The 16,097-nt window shown below is 69.1% G+C and carries 10 protein-coding genes; 2 read left to right on the top strand and 8 right to left on the bottom strand.

What is annotated here, in order from left to right; genetic code table 11:
* The first annotated feature begins 41 nt into the window (after positions 1-41).
* Positions 42-1,022 (top strand): hypothetical protein, encoded by a 981-nt coding sequence (locus ACWEPG_RS13175; RefSeq protein WP_452594554.1) that lies wholly within the window; start codon positions 42-44, stop codon positions 1,020-1,022.
* A gap of 59 nt (positions 1,023-1,081) precedes the next feature.
* Here the strand turns inward: ACWEPG_RS13175 and ACWEPG_RS13180 are convergent, their stop codons facing one another.
* The 7 genes from ACWEPG_RS13180 to ACWEPG_RS13210 all read right to left on the bottom strand — a co-directional run bounded on the left by ACWEPG_RS13180 (position 1,082) and on the right by ACWEPG_RS13210 (position 14,296).
* Complete coding sequence (locus ACWEPG_RS13180; RefSeq protein WP_450116737.1) at positions 1,082-2,626, bottom strand: acyl-CoA carboxylase subunit beta; 1,545 nt, start codon at positions 2,624-2,626, stop codon at positions 1,082-1,084.
* Positions 2,627-7,627, bottom strand: a complete 5,001-nt coding sequence (gene pks13, locus ACWEPG_RS13185; RefSeq protein WP_452594681.1) for a polyketide synthase Pks13 — start codon at positions 7,625-7,627, stop codon at positions 2,627-2,629.
* Positions 7,628-7,695: 68 nt separating this feature from the next.
* The gene (gene fadD32, locus ACWEPG_RS13190; RefSeq protein ID WP_450116736.1) at positions 7,696-9,582 is read right to left on the bottom strand and encodes a long-chain-fatty-acid--AMP ligase FadD32; all 1,887 of its coding nucleotides are present in this window, start codon (positions 9,580-9,582) and stop codon (positions 7,696-7,698) included.
* Between the two features lie 171 nt (positions 9,583-9,753).
* A complete protein-coding gene (locus ACWEPG_RS13195) occupies positions 9,754-10,746 on the bottom strand; it encodes an LLM class F420-dependent oxidoreductase (protein WP_450116735.1) in 993 nt (330 codons plus the stop codon).
* Positions 10,747-10,849: 103 nt separating this feature from the next.
* Complete coding sequence (locus ACWEPG_RS13200; RefSeq protein ID WP_450116734.1) at positions 10,850-11,815, bottom strand: cutinase family protein; 966 nt, start codon at positions 11,813-11,815, stop codon at positions 10,850-10,852.
* A 3-nt stretch (positions 11,816-11,818) separates the two neighbouring features.
* Positions 11,819-12,364 (bottom strand): DUF732 domain-containing protein, encoded by a 546-nt coding sequence (locus ACWEPG_RS13205; protein WP_450116733.1) that lies wholly within the window; start codon positions 12,362-12,364, stop codon positions 11,819-11,821.
* 150 nt (positions 12,365-12,514) lie between these two features.
* A complete protein-coding gene (locus tag ACWEPG_RS13210) occupies positions 12,515-14,296 on the bottom strand; it encodes an alpha/beta hydrolase-fold protein (RefSeq protein ID WP_452594682.1) in 1,782 nt (593 codons plus the stop codon).
* Between ACWEPG_RS13210 and ACWEPG_RS13215 the strand changes: the two genes are divergently transcribed.
* Positions 14,190-14,633, top strand: coding sequence for a hypothetical protein (locus ACWEPG_RS13215; RefSeq protein WP_450134210.1), 444 nt, complete (start codon positions 14,190-14,192; stop codon positions 14,631-14,633). The two genes, ACWEPG_RS13210 and ACWEPG_RS13215, sit on opposite strands and share 107 nt — an antisense overlap.
* Before the next feature lie 251 nt (positions 14,634-14,884).
* Here the strand turns inward: ACWEPG_RS13215 and ACWEPG_RS13220 are convergent, their stop codons facing one another.
* On the bottom strand, positions 14,885-15,880 hold the full coding sequence (locus ACWEPG_RS13220) for an alpha/beta hydrolase (protein WP_450112646.1): 996 nt from the start codon (positions 15,878-15,880) through the stop codon (positions 14,885-14,887).
* Between the last annotated feature and the right edge of the window lie 217 nt (positions 15,881-16,097).

Consider the following 16,097-nt stretch of genomic DNA (forward strand, 5'->3'; position numbering starts at 1 on the left):
GAGGGCCGTTCCGCGACGGCCGTTGCCCGCATCCTCGAAGGGTGAAACGCGGACAGTGGGCCGATGACCTGCAGGTGATCTGGAATGCCTCTCAGGACGGCGTAATTCGCGCCCGGACGCTCGAGACGCTCGGTGTACCCAGGTCCACGATCACGCGCCGCAGCGCAGCGTCCGGACCGTGGCAGCGGATCCTGCCGGGCGTCGTCCTACTCCACAACGGGGCGCCGACAACACAGCAGCGACGGCTCGCCGCACAGGTCTACGGCGGATCCGAGTGTGTGCTCTCGGCGCACACCGGCCTCGACTTGCACGGGTTCACCGGATTCGGTTCCCACAACGATGTACTCCTGCTGCTTCCCGCGACCACACATTGCAAGGACGTCGGCTACGTGAGAGTCGAGCGCACTTGGTACTTTCCCGATTCCGTGCACCGGGGCCGATTCCGGGTGGCGCCGATCGCGCGGTGTGCCATGGACGCCGCACGCCGGACGCCGAACCCGACTGCGTGCCGCGCACTGCTGACCACGGTGGTCCAACGTGGCGATGTCAGCGTCCACGACCTCGCACGCGAGCTGGAGCATTGCGCGAACCGCGGCAGTGGCGTCCCGCGTGCGGTCGTCCGCGAGCTGGCGGGCGACGCACACTCGGTGGCGGAGATCGAGGCCCAGAAGCTGTACGCCGGAACCGGGCTCCCCCCGATGCTGCACAACGTCGACGTCATCGACGGGGCCGGCGAATGGATCGCACGCCCCGACAGCTGGATCGACGAGGTCGCACTGGCCTGGGAGATCGACTCACTTGCCCATCACCTGTCACCGGCACTGCACGAACAGACGATGCGTCGCCGCGCCCGGATGGAGCGACACGGGATCGTTGTCGTCGCGCATCTGCCTCGACAGCTGCGGACCGAACCTCGGACGGTGGTTGCCGACTTGGAGGCCGCGTACCGGCGGGCGCGCGCCCGTCCCCGCCCTGACGTAATCGCCGTCCCGGCTGGCGCAATGTCACAGCGTGCGCACTGAACGCGCACGATGTGACATTGCGCCCACGCTGGGAGGCCGACGTTCAGGACGCCGACGACTCAGAACGGGAGCAGATGGTGCTTGCGGGGGTTCTGGTAAACCGTCTTGTCGCGGAGCAGGGTCAGGGCCTTGCGGATCTCGAGGCGGGTGGTCGACGGGTCGATGACGGCGTCGATGTAGCCGCGCTCGGCCGCGATGTACGGCGTCGCGACGTGCTCGTTGTAGAAGTTCACCAACTGCTGGCGCACGGCCGCCGCGTTGTCGCCCGCGGCCTCGATCTGCCTGCGGCCGATGATGTTCACGGCACCCTCGGCGCCCATGACCGCGATGCGAGCGGTCGGCCAGGCGAAGTTGACGTCGGCGCCGAGCTGCTTGGAGCCCATCACCGCGTAGCCGCCACCGTACGACTTGCGCACCACGACAGTGACCTTCGGGACCGTCGCCTCGACGTAGGCGAACAGGAACCGGCCGCCGCGCTTGATGACGCCGATCTTCTCCTGCTCGACACCGACCAGGAAGCCGGGGGTGTCGACGACGAACACCAGCGGGATGTTGTAGGCGTCGCAGACCCGCACGAAGTGCGCGGCCTTGTCGGACGCGGCGGCATCGAGGGCGCCGGACAGGTACATCGGCTGGTTCGCGACGACACCGACCGGACGTCCGTCGACGCGGGCGAACCCGGTGATGACGTTCTGCGCCATCTGACTGCGGACCTCGTGGAAGTCGCCGTCGTCGAAGATCTTCAGCAGGATGTCGTGCATGTCGTAGCCGGCGTTGTCGGCGTCGGGCATGAACGTGTCCAGCTCGATGTCGTCCGGGGTGATCTCCGGTTCCAGGCCCGGGTTGATGATCGGCGGCTGCTCGGTGCAGCTCGACGGCATGTAGCTCAGGTACTTGCGGGCCCACTCGAAGGCGGCCTTCTCGTCGGGCGCGACATGGTGAATGTTGCCGTACTCCACCTGGTTCCGCGCGCCGCCCAGTTCGTCGAGGCTGACGTCCTCGCCGGTGACGGACTTGATGACGTCCGGTCCGGTGACGAACATGTACGACTCTTCGGTGGCGATCACGACGTCGGTGTTGATCGGCGCGTAGACGGCGCCGCCCGCGCACTTCCCGAGGATGATCGAGATCTGCGGGCACAGGCCCGACAACGGCTCCTGGCGTCGACCCATCTCGGCGTACCAGGCCAGTGACGTCACCGCGTCCTGGATGCGCGCGCCGGCGGACTCGTTGATACCGACGACGGGGCAGCCGATCTTGACGGCAAAGTCGTTGACGGCGGCGACCTTACGGCCGAAGATCTCGCCCGCGGCGCCACCGAAGACGGTCTGGTCGTGCGCGAACACCGCGACCGGGCGGCCGTCGACGAGACCGTGTCCGGTGACGACGCCGTCGCCGTACGGGTTGGCCGGGTCGCCGGGTTGGCGGGCCAGCTGCCCCAACTCGATGAACGTTCCCGGATCGAGCAGCATGTCGATGCGCTCGCGCGGTGTCGGCAGACCCTTCGCCTTGCGCTTCTCGATGGCCCTCGGATTGCCCGGCGCCTTCGAGAGCTCGAGCTTCTCGTGCAGTTCGGCCAGCTTCTCCGCGGTGGTGGTGCTCACTCAGTTACTCCGGTTCTCGGCCTCGATGGCGGCCAGCTTCTTGGTCAGGTCCGCCCCCACCTTCGCGATGTACGGTTCGTCGACGATCTGGATGTGGTCACCGCCGACGTGGATGACTTCCAGGTTCTTGACGGCGTCTCCCCAGCCGCCGTCGGGTGTACGCGTCCTGAACGCGGGTTCGAGCGCGATCGCGTCGTCGTGGTACTTGTCGGCCATGTACAGCACGACGTCGCCGCCGTAGGAGTCGATCTTCGCGGTCTGGAGCGCCCGGTTGTCCAGCCACGACGTGCGCTGGTGCTCGATGATGCCGCCGGGGATCTTCGCGCCGCTGACCTTGAGCAGATCCATCAGGATCTTGATCTGCTCCTCGTCGGTCTCGGCGGCGGCGAGCTTGTCGTACGGCAGCGGCGCGTCGATGTTGTACGTCTTCTTCGCGAACGCGGCGTACCGCTGCCAGCGCTTCTTGATCTCCTCGGGCGTGTCCTCGACCTGCTCGCCGGCCATCACCGTGTCGATCAGGCCGACGACCCGCACGTCCTTGCCCTCGTCACGCAGCAGCCTGGCCACCGCGTAGGACAGGACGCCGCCGAGCGACCAGCCGTACAGCACGTACGGTCCGTCACCCTGGATCTCCTTGATCAGCGGCAGGTACTCGCGGGCGCGCACCTCGATCGGGCCCTCTGTGCGTTCGAAGCCGTACATCGGGGTGCCCTCGGGCAGCCGCTTCAGGAGCGGTTCGTACGCGACGGTGGAGCCGCCGGCCGGGTGGAACACGAAAACCGGTACGGCGGAGGACCCTTCGGGACGGGCCCGCAGGACGCGCACCAGGCCCTCGATCTTGCCCTCGTCCTCGAGGTGCGGTCGCACCTTCTCGGCGAGCTGCTCGATGGTCTCGCAGTCGAGCACGTCGTCGAAGCTGACCTCGCCGCCCGCTCGCTCGGTCAGGCGGGCCGAGAGCTTCTCCGCGGTGTCGTCGTCGAGCACCGGGAGGATGTTGAAGATGCCCTTCGCGGACTTGCCGGTCACGACCGCCCAGGTGGCGAACGTCAGACGCTCGGCGGCGTCGCGCGGCGGGACGTTGACGTCCTCGTCGGACGCGTCGCCGACGGCCGGGGCGGCGACGGCGGCGCCGTCCGGTGTTTCAGTGGCGAGGATCTCCTCGGCCTCCGCGACCGGGCTGGTGGTCTCGTCGTCGAGCGCGGAATCGAGTGCGGCGGTGGCTTCCTCGGCCTCGGCCGCTTCCTTCTCGGCACGCTGCTGCGCGGCGAGCGCCTCGACCTCCTCGCGGTTCTCGATCGCGTAGCGGAGGTACTTCTCCACCTCACGCAGGTTCGCGTCCTTCACCGCCGTGAGCTGCAGCTGCGGGATGTCGAACTCGTACTCGACCCGGTTCTTGATCCGCACCGCCATCAGCGAGTCGAGTCCCAGCTCGATGAGCGGGATCTCGGCGGGCAGGTCCTCGACCGCGTAGCCCATCGACTCGGCGACGATCAGCGCCAGCCGATCCTCGAGGGTCTGGCTGCCGTTGGGATCCCACTTGTCGCCGAAGGATTCGACGATCTCGGGCAGTTCCTCCATCGGTGAGCCGGCCCGCTCGGCCGGCGCCGCGACGACCGGTTCGGGCAGTGCCTCGCCGGAGCTGACGACCGCGTCGAGCAGCAGGGCGAAGTCCGCGCCGTTCTTGGCGTGCACCTGCAGCGCACCGCCACCGGGGTGCGGCGCGAGCGTCGTGGTCAGGGTACCGGTGGTCGGCCGCTCCGCCCGCTCGATGACGGCGGTCAGCGTGACGTCCGAAAGCACCTGCGCGGCAGCGGAAGTGACGAGCGCGTTCAGGTCGGTGACGGCGGACGCCGGCACCTCCCACACGTGCCTGCCGTCGGGCAGCGAGACGTGTGCACCCGGCGGGCGCCCCGAGCCGGACGCACTGACCTGCACGTCGAGCCAGTGCTCCTTGCGCAGGAACGCGGTCCGCGGCGGGTTCGCGTAGCCGCCCGCAGGCAGCAGCGACGGCAGATCGACCGGCTGCCCGTGCACGTACAGCTGCGCCAGCGCGGTGAGGACGCCGACCTCCTCGTCCTCCTTGCGCTTGAGCGTGGGGATCAGCTGGGCGTCGTGCACCCCGGCGTCGAAGACCGTGGCGGCCACCGACATCAGCGTCGCCGGGTTCGGCGCCAGCTCCACGAACGTGGTGTGCCCGGCGTCGACGGCCATCCGCACGGCGTTGGTGAAGTACACGCTGTGCCGCATGCCCTTCGTCCAGTACTCGACCGGGTGGAGCGGGGCGTGGCCGGCGCGGTAGAAGGTCTCCTTGTCGACCGACGAGTACAGCCCGACCGTCAGCGGATGCGGTTCGATGCCGGCCAGTTCCGCGGCCAGTTCGCCGAGGATCGGGTCGACCTGCGAGGTGTGGCTGGCACCCTTCGTCTGCAGGATCCGGCCCATCTTCTCCTCGGCCTCGGCGCGGGCGACGATCGCCTCGACCTCGGGCTGGGGACCGCCGATGACGGTGTGGGTCGGCGCCGCGTACACGCAGACCTCGAGGTGCGGGAAGTCGCCGAGGACTGCCTCGATCTCGGCAGCGCTGTACTCGACGAGCGCCATCAGCCGGATGTCGTCGCCGGACAGCGTCGCCTCGGCCTCACCCATCAGGCGGGAGCGGGCGGTGATGACGCGGACGGCGTCCTCGAGCGAGAGTCCGCCGGTGACGTACGCGGCCGCGGCCTCGCCCATCGAGTGGCCGACGGCGGCCTCCGGCTGGGCGCCGTGGTGGCGCAGCAGTGCGGCGAGGCCGATCTGAATCGCGAAGATGCCGACCTGCGAGGTCTCGACGTCGTAGTCGATCGAGTCGTCGAGGAACTTCTCGGCCATCTTGTAGCCGGTCTCGAACTCGATCAGCTCGTCGACCTGGTCGATCGCGGCCCGGAACACCGGGTTGTTGGTGTAGAGCTGCTTGGCCATCTTGCGGTGCTGCGACCCGAAGCCGGAGAACACCCACACGGGGCCCTTCGTGGCCGGGGCGTCCGCGGAGAAGATGCCGGGGCCCGGCTTGCCCGCGGCGACGGCACGCAGCCCGGAGATCGCCTCGGCGTGGGTGCGGGCCAGCACGACGGCGCGGGAGCGGCCGTGGTTGCGCTTGGCCAGGGTACGGGCCAGGTCGTCGAGCGGGGTGGTGCTGCCGATCTCGGTCTCGAGCCAGTCCGCGAGGTCGGATGCGGCGCGGCGGCGCCTCGACGGCATCGACGCGGACACGGGCAGCAGCACGGGCAGCGGCTCTGCGTCGGACGGGCGCTCGGCCGGGCTCGGGAGCGGTTCGACGCCCATCGACTCGGCGGCGTCGGCCAGCACGGCCTCGGCTTCGGCCTCGACGTCGAGCAACTCCGCTGCCTGTGCGTTTTCACCCGCATCGGGGTCCAGATCACTCGCGGGCGCGTACTCGCGCACCACGACGTGGGCGTTGGTGCCGCCGAAGCCGAAGCCGGACACGCCTGCGATGGCGTGACCGGTGTAGCGCGGCCAGTCGGTGGCCTCGGGGATCACCCGCAGGTGGGTGCCGTCGAAGTCGATGTAGGGGTTCGGTCCGGCGTAGTTCAGCGACGGAGGGAGCTTGTCCTCCTGCATCGCCAGCACGACCTTGATCAGGCCGGCGGCACCGGCCGCGGACTCGAGGTGACCGAAGTTCGTCTTCGCCGAGCCGAGCAGCGCCGGCTTGTCGGCGTCGCGGCCGCGGCCCACGACGCGGCCGAGGGCGTCGGCCTCGATCGGGTCGCCGAGGATGGTACCGGTGCCGTGTGCCTCGATGTAGTCGACGCCGGACGGCGCGATGCCGGCGTCGCGGTAGGCGCTGCGCAGCACGTCGGCCTGCGCGTCGGGGTTCGGCGCGGCCAGGCCGTTGGAGCGGCCGTCCTGGTTGACGGCGGAACCGGCGATCACGGCCAGGATGGTGTCGCCGTCGCGTTCGGCGTCCTCGAGGCGCTTGAGGACGACCAGTCCGCCGCCCTCGGCGCGGACGATGCCGTTCGCGTCGGAGGAGAACGCCTTGATCCTGCCGTCCTCGGTGAGCACACCGGTCTCGTCGAAACCGAGGGTGGCGGCGGGGGCGACCAGCATGTTGACGCCACCGGCCAGTGCGATGTCCGATTCGCCGGTGCGCAGCGACCGGACGGCCTGGTGCACGGCCACCAGCGACGACGAGCAGGCGGTGTCCATGGCGACGGACGGGCCGCGGAAGTCGTAGAAGTACGACACCCGGTTGGCCACGATCGACGTCGAGGTCCCGGTCAGCGCGTACGGGTGGGCGTTCACCGGGTCGCTGACGGCGAGCAACTGGTAGTCGTTGGTCGAGGAGCCGATGAACACACCGACCTGCTCGCCCTTGAGCTCGTTGGCCGGGATGTGGGCGTGTTCGAGCGCCTCCCACGTCAGTTCCAGCGCGAGCCGCTGCTGCGGGTCGACGTTCTTGACCTCGAGCGGCGACATCGCGAAGAACTCCGCGTCGAAGCCCTTCACGTCGTCGAGGTAGCCGCCCTTGGTGTTGGCCTTCGCGATCGCGTCCGCGATCTGCGGGTCGGCCGTGAACTCGGACCAGCGGCCCTCGGGCAGATCGGTGACCGCATTGCGGCCCTCGATCAGCAGCTGCCACATCTCGTCGGGGGTGTGGCCGGTTCCGGGGAACCGGGAGGCCAGGCCGACGATCGCGACGTCGTGCGACTGCGAGGTGTCGCGCTGCGCGTAGTACCCGGCCTCGTCGACACCCTCCGGCGCGTCCGGCTCGCCCTCGATGATCCGCGTGGCCAGCGACGCGATCGTCGGGTGCTGGTAGGCCACGGTGGCGGTGAGCGTGATGCCGAGCAGCTCCTCGATCTCCCCGGAGAGGGCGACCGCGTCGCGGGACGACAGGCCGAACTCCTCCATCGGGCGGTCGTCGGAAATCTGCTCGACCGGTTGCCCGGTGACCCCGGCAACCCAGTTGCGCAACCATTCGCGCAGCTGCGCGACCGTCATCTCTGTCTCAGCCATCAGTGCACCACGCTACTCGTCGTCGGAGGTCTCGTCGGGGACGCGGTCAGGACTCAGACGCTGTCCGGGAACGCGGTCTGCTGGTAGCCGCCGCGCAGGGTGCCCTCGATGTACGCAGCCTTGCAGGCGCGTCGCGCGATCTTGCCGCTGGACGTGCGCGGGATCGATCCGGCCGGGACCAGCAGCACGTCGCGGGCGGTGACGCCGTGCCGGCTGGAGATGGCACCGCGCACCGCGTCGGCCACCGGCACCGGGTCGGCCTTGCCGGCACCGGGAGCGCGCTCGGCCACCACGACGAGCTGCTCGGACGAGTCGTCCGCGTCGTAGGTCAGGCCGGCCGCGCCGAACTCGAAGACCTCCGCGGGCAGCTGGTTCGCCGGGACCGCGAACGCCGCGACGAAGCCGGGGCGCAGTGCGGTGCTCGCCTCCTGTGCGGAGTACTCGAGGTCCTGCGGGTAGTGGTTGCGGCCGTCGACGATCACCAGGTCCTTGACGCGGCCGGTGATATACAGCTCGCCGTCGACGTAGACGCCGTAGTCGCCGGTGCGCATCCAGTTCGCGTCGGCGGGCGTGCCGTCGGCCTTGCTGCCCTCGGGCCGGCGCACGGTGAGCTTGTTGTGGAAGGTCTGCTCGGTCTCGTCGGCACGACCCCAGTAGCCGGTACCCATGTTGTTGCCGTGCAGCCAGATCTCACCGACATGCTCGTCGGGCACCTCGGCACCGGTCTCCGGGTCGACGATCGCGGCCCACTGGCTGCGTGCGACGTGTCCGCAGGAGACCTGCGGGATCGCGCCCGGCGCGTCCTGCGCGACCTGGACCATCCGGCCCTGGTTGAGCTCGTCCCGGTCGACGTGGATGACCCGGGCCTCGTCGGCCTGGTCGGTGGTCGAGACGAACAGGGTCGCCTCCGCCATGCCGTAGGACGGCTTGATCGCGGTCTTGGGCAGTCCGTACGGCGCGAACGCCTCGTTGAACTTGCGCATCGACGAGGTGGTGACCGGCTCGCTGCCGTTGATCAGGCCGATCACGTTGGACAGGTCGAGGGTCTCGCCGTTCTTCGGCAGTCCGCGCGCGGCGGCGTGCTCGAACGCGAAGTTCGGGGCGGCGGCGAAGGTGCCTGCCCCGTCCGCGACCGCGGCGAGCTCCCGGATCCACCGGTTCGGGCGCTGCACGAACGCGCGGGGGCTCATGATCGTGATGTACTTGCCGCCCAGCGCGGGCAGGATCACCGTGAGCAGGCCCATGTCGTGGAACAGCGGCAGCCAGGTGACGCCGCGGGACTCGGTGCTCAGCCCGATCGCGTCCGCCATCTGCACCGCGTTGGTGCCGACGGCGCGGTGGGTGATCTCGACACCCGCAGGGGTGCGGGTGGAACCGGACGTGTACTGCAGGTAGGCGATGTCGTCGAGGTCGGGCTTGGGATTGACCCAGGTCTCGCCGACGGTGTCCGGGATGGCGTCCACGGCGATGATCCGGGGCCGCTGCGGAGCGGGCAGGGACCGGAACAGCTGGCGGACGCCCGCGGCGGACTCCGTCGCGGTGAGGATGGCGGCGGGCTCGCAGTCGCCCAGCACCGCGTGCAGGCGGTCCGTGTGCCCGGGCTCGTCCGGGTCGAACAGCGGCACCGCGATGGTGCCGGCGTGGATGGCGGCGAAGAACGAGATGACGTAGTCGAGCCCCTGCGGGGCGAGGATGGCCACCCGGTCGCCCGGCTTGGTCACCTGCTGCAGGCGGGCGGCGACGGCGCGCAGCCGGATGCCGAACTGGGTCCAGGTGAGCTCGTGCACCTCGCCGTCGCGTTCGCGGGAGTAGTCGATGTAGCGGTATGCCAGCTCGTCGGCGTTGTCCCGAGTGTGCTGCTCGACGTAGTCGACGAGGGTGTTGCCCGGCGACAGCGTGATCTGGCCGGACTCGTCGATGTAGTCATCGAAGTTCTTCATACCTTCTCCTCCAAGGCAAGCCCCACGTGCCGAGATCGCGCACAGCTGGGCTTCAGTCCCTGCTCCCGCGAGGGATCATGCAAACAATGTCTAGTGGCAATACACAGATCGCGTTTCGACAACGATCTGCTACGCACCCCAAACCAACGGAATATTACAGACCCGGCCGGGTCATTCCCCCTTCAGCTGGGCGATGACCGGCGCGAATGCTTCCATCTGGGTCGGAAAGATGCCGACGTAGGACATCGACGTGCGGGCGCGAACAGCCCTGATCTGGTCGGCGATCTCCTCGTAGGTGCCAATCGCCAGATAGGGCGAGTTCAAGATGTCCTCCACGGTCAGCGTGACATCGGCCTCGATGTTCGGCGGGTAGCCGTTGGCGATCGCGGCCAGCGCCATCTCCGCCATCGACTCGCGGTCGTCGGTCGGCATGATGGCCGTGATCGTCCAGTTCAGCTCGATGTCGCCGAAGCGGTCACCGGCGGCCTCGCGGATACGCTCCACCCGCTCGGCGGTCGCCTCCATCGTGATCCCGGAGAGCAGCATCTTGCCCTCCTTGCTGCTGGGCGAGGCCACGGAGATGATGTCGGCGTACTTGGCGGCGAGGGCCAGCATCTTCGGGCCGCCGCCACCGACCGCGATCGGCGGGCGGGGGCCCTGACGGGGGCGCGGGCTGCCCTTCAGCCCGTCGATCCGGTAGTGCTTGCCCTCGAAGGTGCACTCCTGACCGCGCAGCAGCGTGTCCAGGATCTGCAGGCTCTCCTCGAGCTTCTCGATGCGGACGCCGGGGCGCTCGTACTCGATCCCCGCCTTGTCGAACTCGTCCTTCATCCAGCCCGCGCCGACACCGAGTTCGAGCCGGCCACCGGACAGCACGTCGATGGTCGCGGCGTCCTTCGCGAGGATGGCGGGATGCCGAAAACCGTTGGCCAGCACGGCCGTTCCGAGCCTGATCTTGTCGGTGGCGACGGCAAGGGCGCCGAGGGCCGCGATCGGACCGACCTGGTTGCCCAGGTGGTCGGGGATCATGAAGGAGTCGTATCCGAGTTCCTCGGCCTTCTGGGCCAGTTTGACGAAGCGCCGCGCCCCGCCCTCCTCGGCGTTACCCTCGCCTCCGGCTGCGAACCGGAACTTGCGCGGCGCGGGTGCGTCGGCGGAACTCATCTATCACTTCTCCTGAAAAATGGCGGTGCTGAAACGGCTGGTGGCCGGTTGGCCACTCTATCTGTTACTCATACCCCTCCCCTATTTGTGCTCAGGGATGGCCCTACTCATGAGCAGGGGTGGGCGCGGACCGCACCTTGTCGGCGGTCCAGTTTGTCATCCACTGAGTCGCCGTGGTGCCGTTTCCATCAACCACGAAGCTGTTGTACAGCGCATGCACAGGATTGTTGACGTACTCCAGGAGGCGGGACAGGCTCGCCATCCAGTTCCCCGGCTTGAACGCCTCGCCGGGCGCGTCGCAGATCCCGTCCGACGGCGCGCAGATCTGCACCGCCCGGTCGTTCAGCGCCCCGAATCCGCCCGGCCTGGCCCCGGTCATCGTGATCCCGGGCAGCTTGATCCCGGCGAGTGAGAGTTCCGCGCCCACACCGGCGACCGACGGCCCGACGCCCTGCCCAGCGGCAGGGTCGCGGCGGCCGTCGGCGATCAGGCCGACCCCGAGCACCTGGTCCGCAGGGACCGGTCCGGTGCCCGCGCCGATGCTCGCGGCGACGTCCCCGGCGATCACCGCACCCTGGGAGAACCCGGTCAGCACGTAGCTCGTCAGCGGGCACTCGGCGTGCATCGCCGCCATCACCTCGGTGGTCTTCACGGTGCCCTCGCCACGACTCTTGTTGTACGACGTCTGACCGTCCGGCGGGAGCGCGATCGGATTCGAGAACTGCGCCACGTACGGCACCGTGTACACCTGCGCGCGCTCGGCACCGAACTCGGCCTGCAGCGGCCTCGTGACGTTGAGCATCAACGAGGCCGGGTTCGCGGTCGGATTGAACGGATCGTCGGTCGCGCTGGACTCCCAGGTGCCCGGAATCGCGATCACCTGGACGTCGGGACAGCTCGCGGGCTGCGCGGAGGGCCGCTCCGGCCCCGGCGGCGTGACCGGCGGCTTCGGGACCCGGCCCGCGAGCAGGTACCAGGCCACCAGCGCGACCAACGCCACCAGCAGCAGGGTGATCAGGACGATCAGCATCCTCAGCAGGCGACTTCGGGCCTTACGTGCGGCTGACATCGGTTACTTGCAGTAGGTGGACTGCGCGGCGTCCATGTAGACACGCGCGGCCTTGGCGGCGTCCTCCTCGGACGGCGTCGCCCCGGACAACCCGGCCTCGACTCCGGCCATACCGGTCACGTACGCCAGGATCTCCTCGTCGGCGACGTTGCTCGCCTTGGCGGCGCAGATGTAGTTCGCGGTCGAGATGGCGATGTCGCCGTTGTCGGCCGGGGTCACCCCGCCCTTCTTCAACGCCTCCAGGTAGGCGCGGCCGCGGTCGTCGAGCGCGGGCGCCTCGGTGGGACCGGGGAAACCGCTCGGCACCGCCTCGGGGGTCTCCGGCGGCGCGGTCGCCGCCACCGACGGCGTCGTGTAGGCGGGCACCTCGATGCCGGTCGCCAGCGGAGGCACCGTCGGCGATCCCGATCCGGCCGCGGTGGTCAGGGTCGGTGTGCTGGACGCCGTGGAGTCGTCGCTGCCGCAGCCGGCGAGCACGCCGGCCGTGACGACGGCGAACGCGCCGACGGCCAGCGCCCGGGCGAACGGGGTACGGGAGGAAACGAGCATGTAGTCACAGTCCTATGCGGTGATCGGCGGGACGTGCCGACGGTGTTGTCGGCGAGCGCGGCCGGGAGATTCCGGGTGATCGGTATCGAGGGTACCGACGCGGGCGGGCCGGGTTCGCCGCGCGAACCCGGCCCGCCCGCGGCCGTCCCACTAGTGGATCTCGGCCTTTCCGCCGATCAGCGTGATGTTGCCGAACTGGAAGTCCTGCTGGGTGCCGCCCGGGATGGGACGTTCGTCACCGACCGGGTAGCCGAGCCTGCCGCCCTCCCAGCCCTGGCTGCCCCACGCGTCGAAGATCGGTCCGTTCTTCACCGACCAGGCCCCGCTGAGCGGGCTCCAGTAGATGTTGCCGTTCTCGAACACGTTGTAGCGGCCGCCGTCGCGAATCGGACCCTGCTCGCTGGTCTTCGGGAAGCCGAGCCAGCCGTTCTCGTAGCCCAGTTCGCCGTACTTCTTCATGATCAGACCCTGGACGCCGTTGGCGCCGGTGGTCGGACTCCAGTAGATGGCTCCGATCTCGAAGCCCTGGACCGCACCGTCCTTGTTCGGCGTGTTGATCTCGTCACCGACCGGGTAGCCGAGCGGACCGGTCTCCCAGCCCTGCGAGGACCACAGGTCCCGAATGGCGCCGCGGACGGCGTGCGCGCCGGTCTGCGGGGTCCAGTAGATCGAACCGGCCTGGAAGTGGTTGCCACGACCGCGACCGTCCGGGGTACCGAACTCGCTGGTCGTCGGCAGGCCGAGCGGACCGGACGGACCGCCCATCGCCTGGTACTCGCCACCGATCATGCCGGTCACGACCTGTGCACCGGTGCTGCCGGAGAAGAAGATCCGGCCATTGCGGAAGTCCTGGGCCACTCCACCTGCGACGGGATACTCACCGGTGACGCAACCGCTCAGCCACGGGTTCGCGTTCGCGACGGGCGCGATCGCCCCGCCGACCCCGCAGGCCGGGGCGCTGGCGTCGACGCCGAGGGCGCTCGCCACCTGCGGCCACGCCTGGTGCATCTCGAACTGCCAGTACGGCCACGAGTGGGTGCCGGACGGCCGGTAGTTGACCTGCGCGGGGATGCCCAGCTTGTTCAGCTTGGTGGCGAACGACTGCGACGTCAGCCGCGACAGGATCTCGAGCCCCATGCCGGCGTAGTTCGTGGACACCCCGGGGATGCCCGACGGCTGGTCGTACGGACCGGCCATGCCACTGCCGCTGGAGATGTACAGGCTGGTGCCCTTGAGCTTCTCGGCCTGGATGTACGGGTCGTGCGCGGCCCACAGCGGGTTGGTCGGCAGACCCCACATCTTGTTGACGTTGTAGCCGCCCGCGTCGTTCATCGCGTACTGCAGCGCCTGCGGCATGCCGAGCGAGGTGGTGCTCAGGTAGCCGGAGAACGAGCCCGCGAACTTGAAGAACCCGGGATTGCGGGCAGTGAGGAACATCGCCGACGTGCCGCCCATCGACAGGCCGATGACGCCGCGGGTCTCGGTGGTGCGCAAGCTGTTCTGCAGCACCGACGGCAGTTCCTTGGTCAGGAACGTCTCGAGTTGGTAGAACTTGCCGTTGTCGGGCTCGAGCCAGTCGGAGTAGAAGCTGGACTGGCCGCCGACCGGCATGACGACGTTGACGTTCTTGTCGGCGTAGAAGCTGGCGGCGTCGGTCTCGATGGTCCAGCCGCTCTCGTCATCGCGGGCACGCAGACCGTCGAGCAGGTACAGCGCGGGGAACGTGGCGTCGGGCTTTGCGTTCCAGTCCCGCGCCAGCAGGATCTGCACCTGGAACGGTGCACCCATCGCCGCGGAGTCCACCCACAGCGCGACGCGGCGGTCGGTGATCCACTGGACCTTCGACACACCCGGGATCGACCGGGACGGCGCCGCCGCGGACCGGGCGGAGATCACCCGCGGCGCGGGCGCAACCGTGGTCGTCGGGGCCACCGTCGTGGTGGTCGTCGTGGGCGCAACCGTCGTGGTGGTCGGGGCGACCGTGGTGGTGGTCGGGGCCACCGCCTTCGAGGTCGTCGTCGGCGCCGCGGTCGTCTTCTCGACCGGCTCCAACGTCTCGGCGGCCGGGGTGACCGCAGGCGTGGTCGTGGTCGCGGTCGGGGTGGTCGTCGACGGTGCCGCGGAGGCGACCGCGGCCGTCGTCAGGCCCGCTGCGGTCGGGAGGACGAGCGCCGCCGCCACGAGCGCCAACGCGCGGCGGCGTCGCTCGTGCGATCCGGTACTTCCCCCGAAACGCACCCCCAACTTTCTCGATGTTGGTCGCATGTGACGGTGACTCTCTTTCTGCTGTCGGCCCGGTCCCGCGGAACCCGGCGGCTGTCGGCCTGCCCCGACTCACCCGTGCCCATGTGACACCTGAACACTCGTGTGCCCATTTGTACACGTTGGGCTGGTGTGAAGCCTGTGACGCGCGGTGGCGTGTGCCGTTTGTTACATGCCCTTCAAATGACGGATGCCGCCCTGCAGCGTCGAGAAGGCGCGCAGGGCGGCATCCGGGTCGTCATCGCCTGGGCGATCCGGTCACCAGGCGTTCAAGGTGTCGAGGATCTGCGTGCGGGCGTTGAAGAGCTCCGCCGACCAGTACGGCCACGAGTGGGTGCCGTTCGACGGGAAGCTGTAGGTCGCCGGGATGCCGAGGGTCGCCATCCGGGCCTGGAAGGCACGGGTGTTGACCAGGGCCAGGGCCTCGAGGCCCATGCCGTTGGCGGTGTTGTAGTAGTCGATCGGCTTGCGCGGGTTGTCGTACTCACCGGGCAGTCCGCTGGCCGACGAGATGTACAGCGACAGGCCCTTGAGCTGCGGGGCGAACACGAACGGGTCGTTGCGCAGCCACGCCTTGCTCCACGGCGGGCCCCACATCGAGTCGACGTTGAAGCGGCCGGCGTCGAGCATCGCGACGCGGATCGCCTCGCGCATGCCGGGCGCCGAGATGTTCAGGTACCCGGACAGCGAGCCTGCGAACTTGAACTGGTCACGGTGGTAGGCCGCCAGCGTCAGGGCCGCGGAGCCGCCCATCGACAGGCCGAGCACGCCGTTGTTGGAGCGCGAGACGCCGCGGGTCTCGAGGTAGGCCGGGAGCTCCTCGGTGAGGAAAGTCTCCCACTTGTAGGTGCTCTTCTGGCCGTTGAAGTTCGACGGCGCGATCCAGTCGCTGTAGAAGGAGGACTGGCCACCGACCGGCATCACCAGGGTGACGTTGTCGCCGGCGTACTGCTGCAGAGCGTTGGTCTCGAAGGTCCACGCGTTGCGGTCGTCACGCGCCCGAAGTCCGTCGAGCAGGTACAGCGCGGCGTCACCACCGCGGGCCGCCCACTGAATCTGCACCTTGATCGGGCCCATGGAGGAGGGAACCATCACCTCTTCGAAGCCACCCGACGGCGCGCGATGCGTGATCGGTGCGGCGCCGGCGACGGCGGTCCCCGCAATACCAGCGGTGACGGGCAGCACGAGCGCTGCGGCCGAAAGGCCGAGGAGGCGTCGCTTGAGGTTCTGGAACCTCGACCTGCCAATACGCATGAATACTGCTCTCTTTCTCTCCTGCGGTGCCCGCCGAAGCGGCCCGGAAGTCTGGCACTTAGGCCACGGCTCTGTCGGTCCCGCGCACGCGGAACCGACAGTGGAACTGATCAAGGTCACACTGCGCTCGCTGGACTGTATGCGAACGCGTGTGGCCTGACAACCGGTGCCTCGGCCCCCGATCTTCTGTCTGATCCGAGGCTCGGTACCGAGGCGG

Source organism: Rhodococcus sp. NPDC004095, assembly GCF_053604015.1.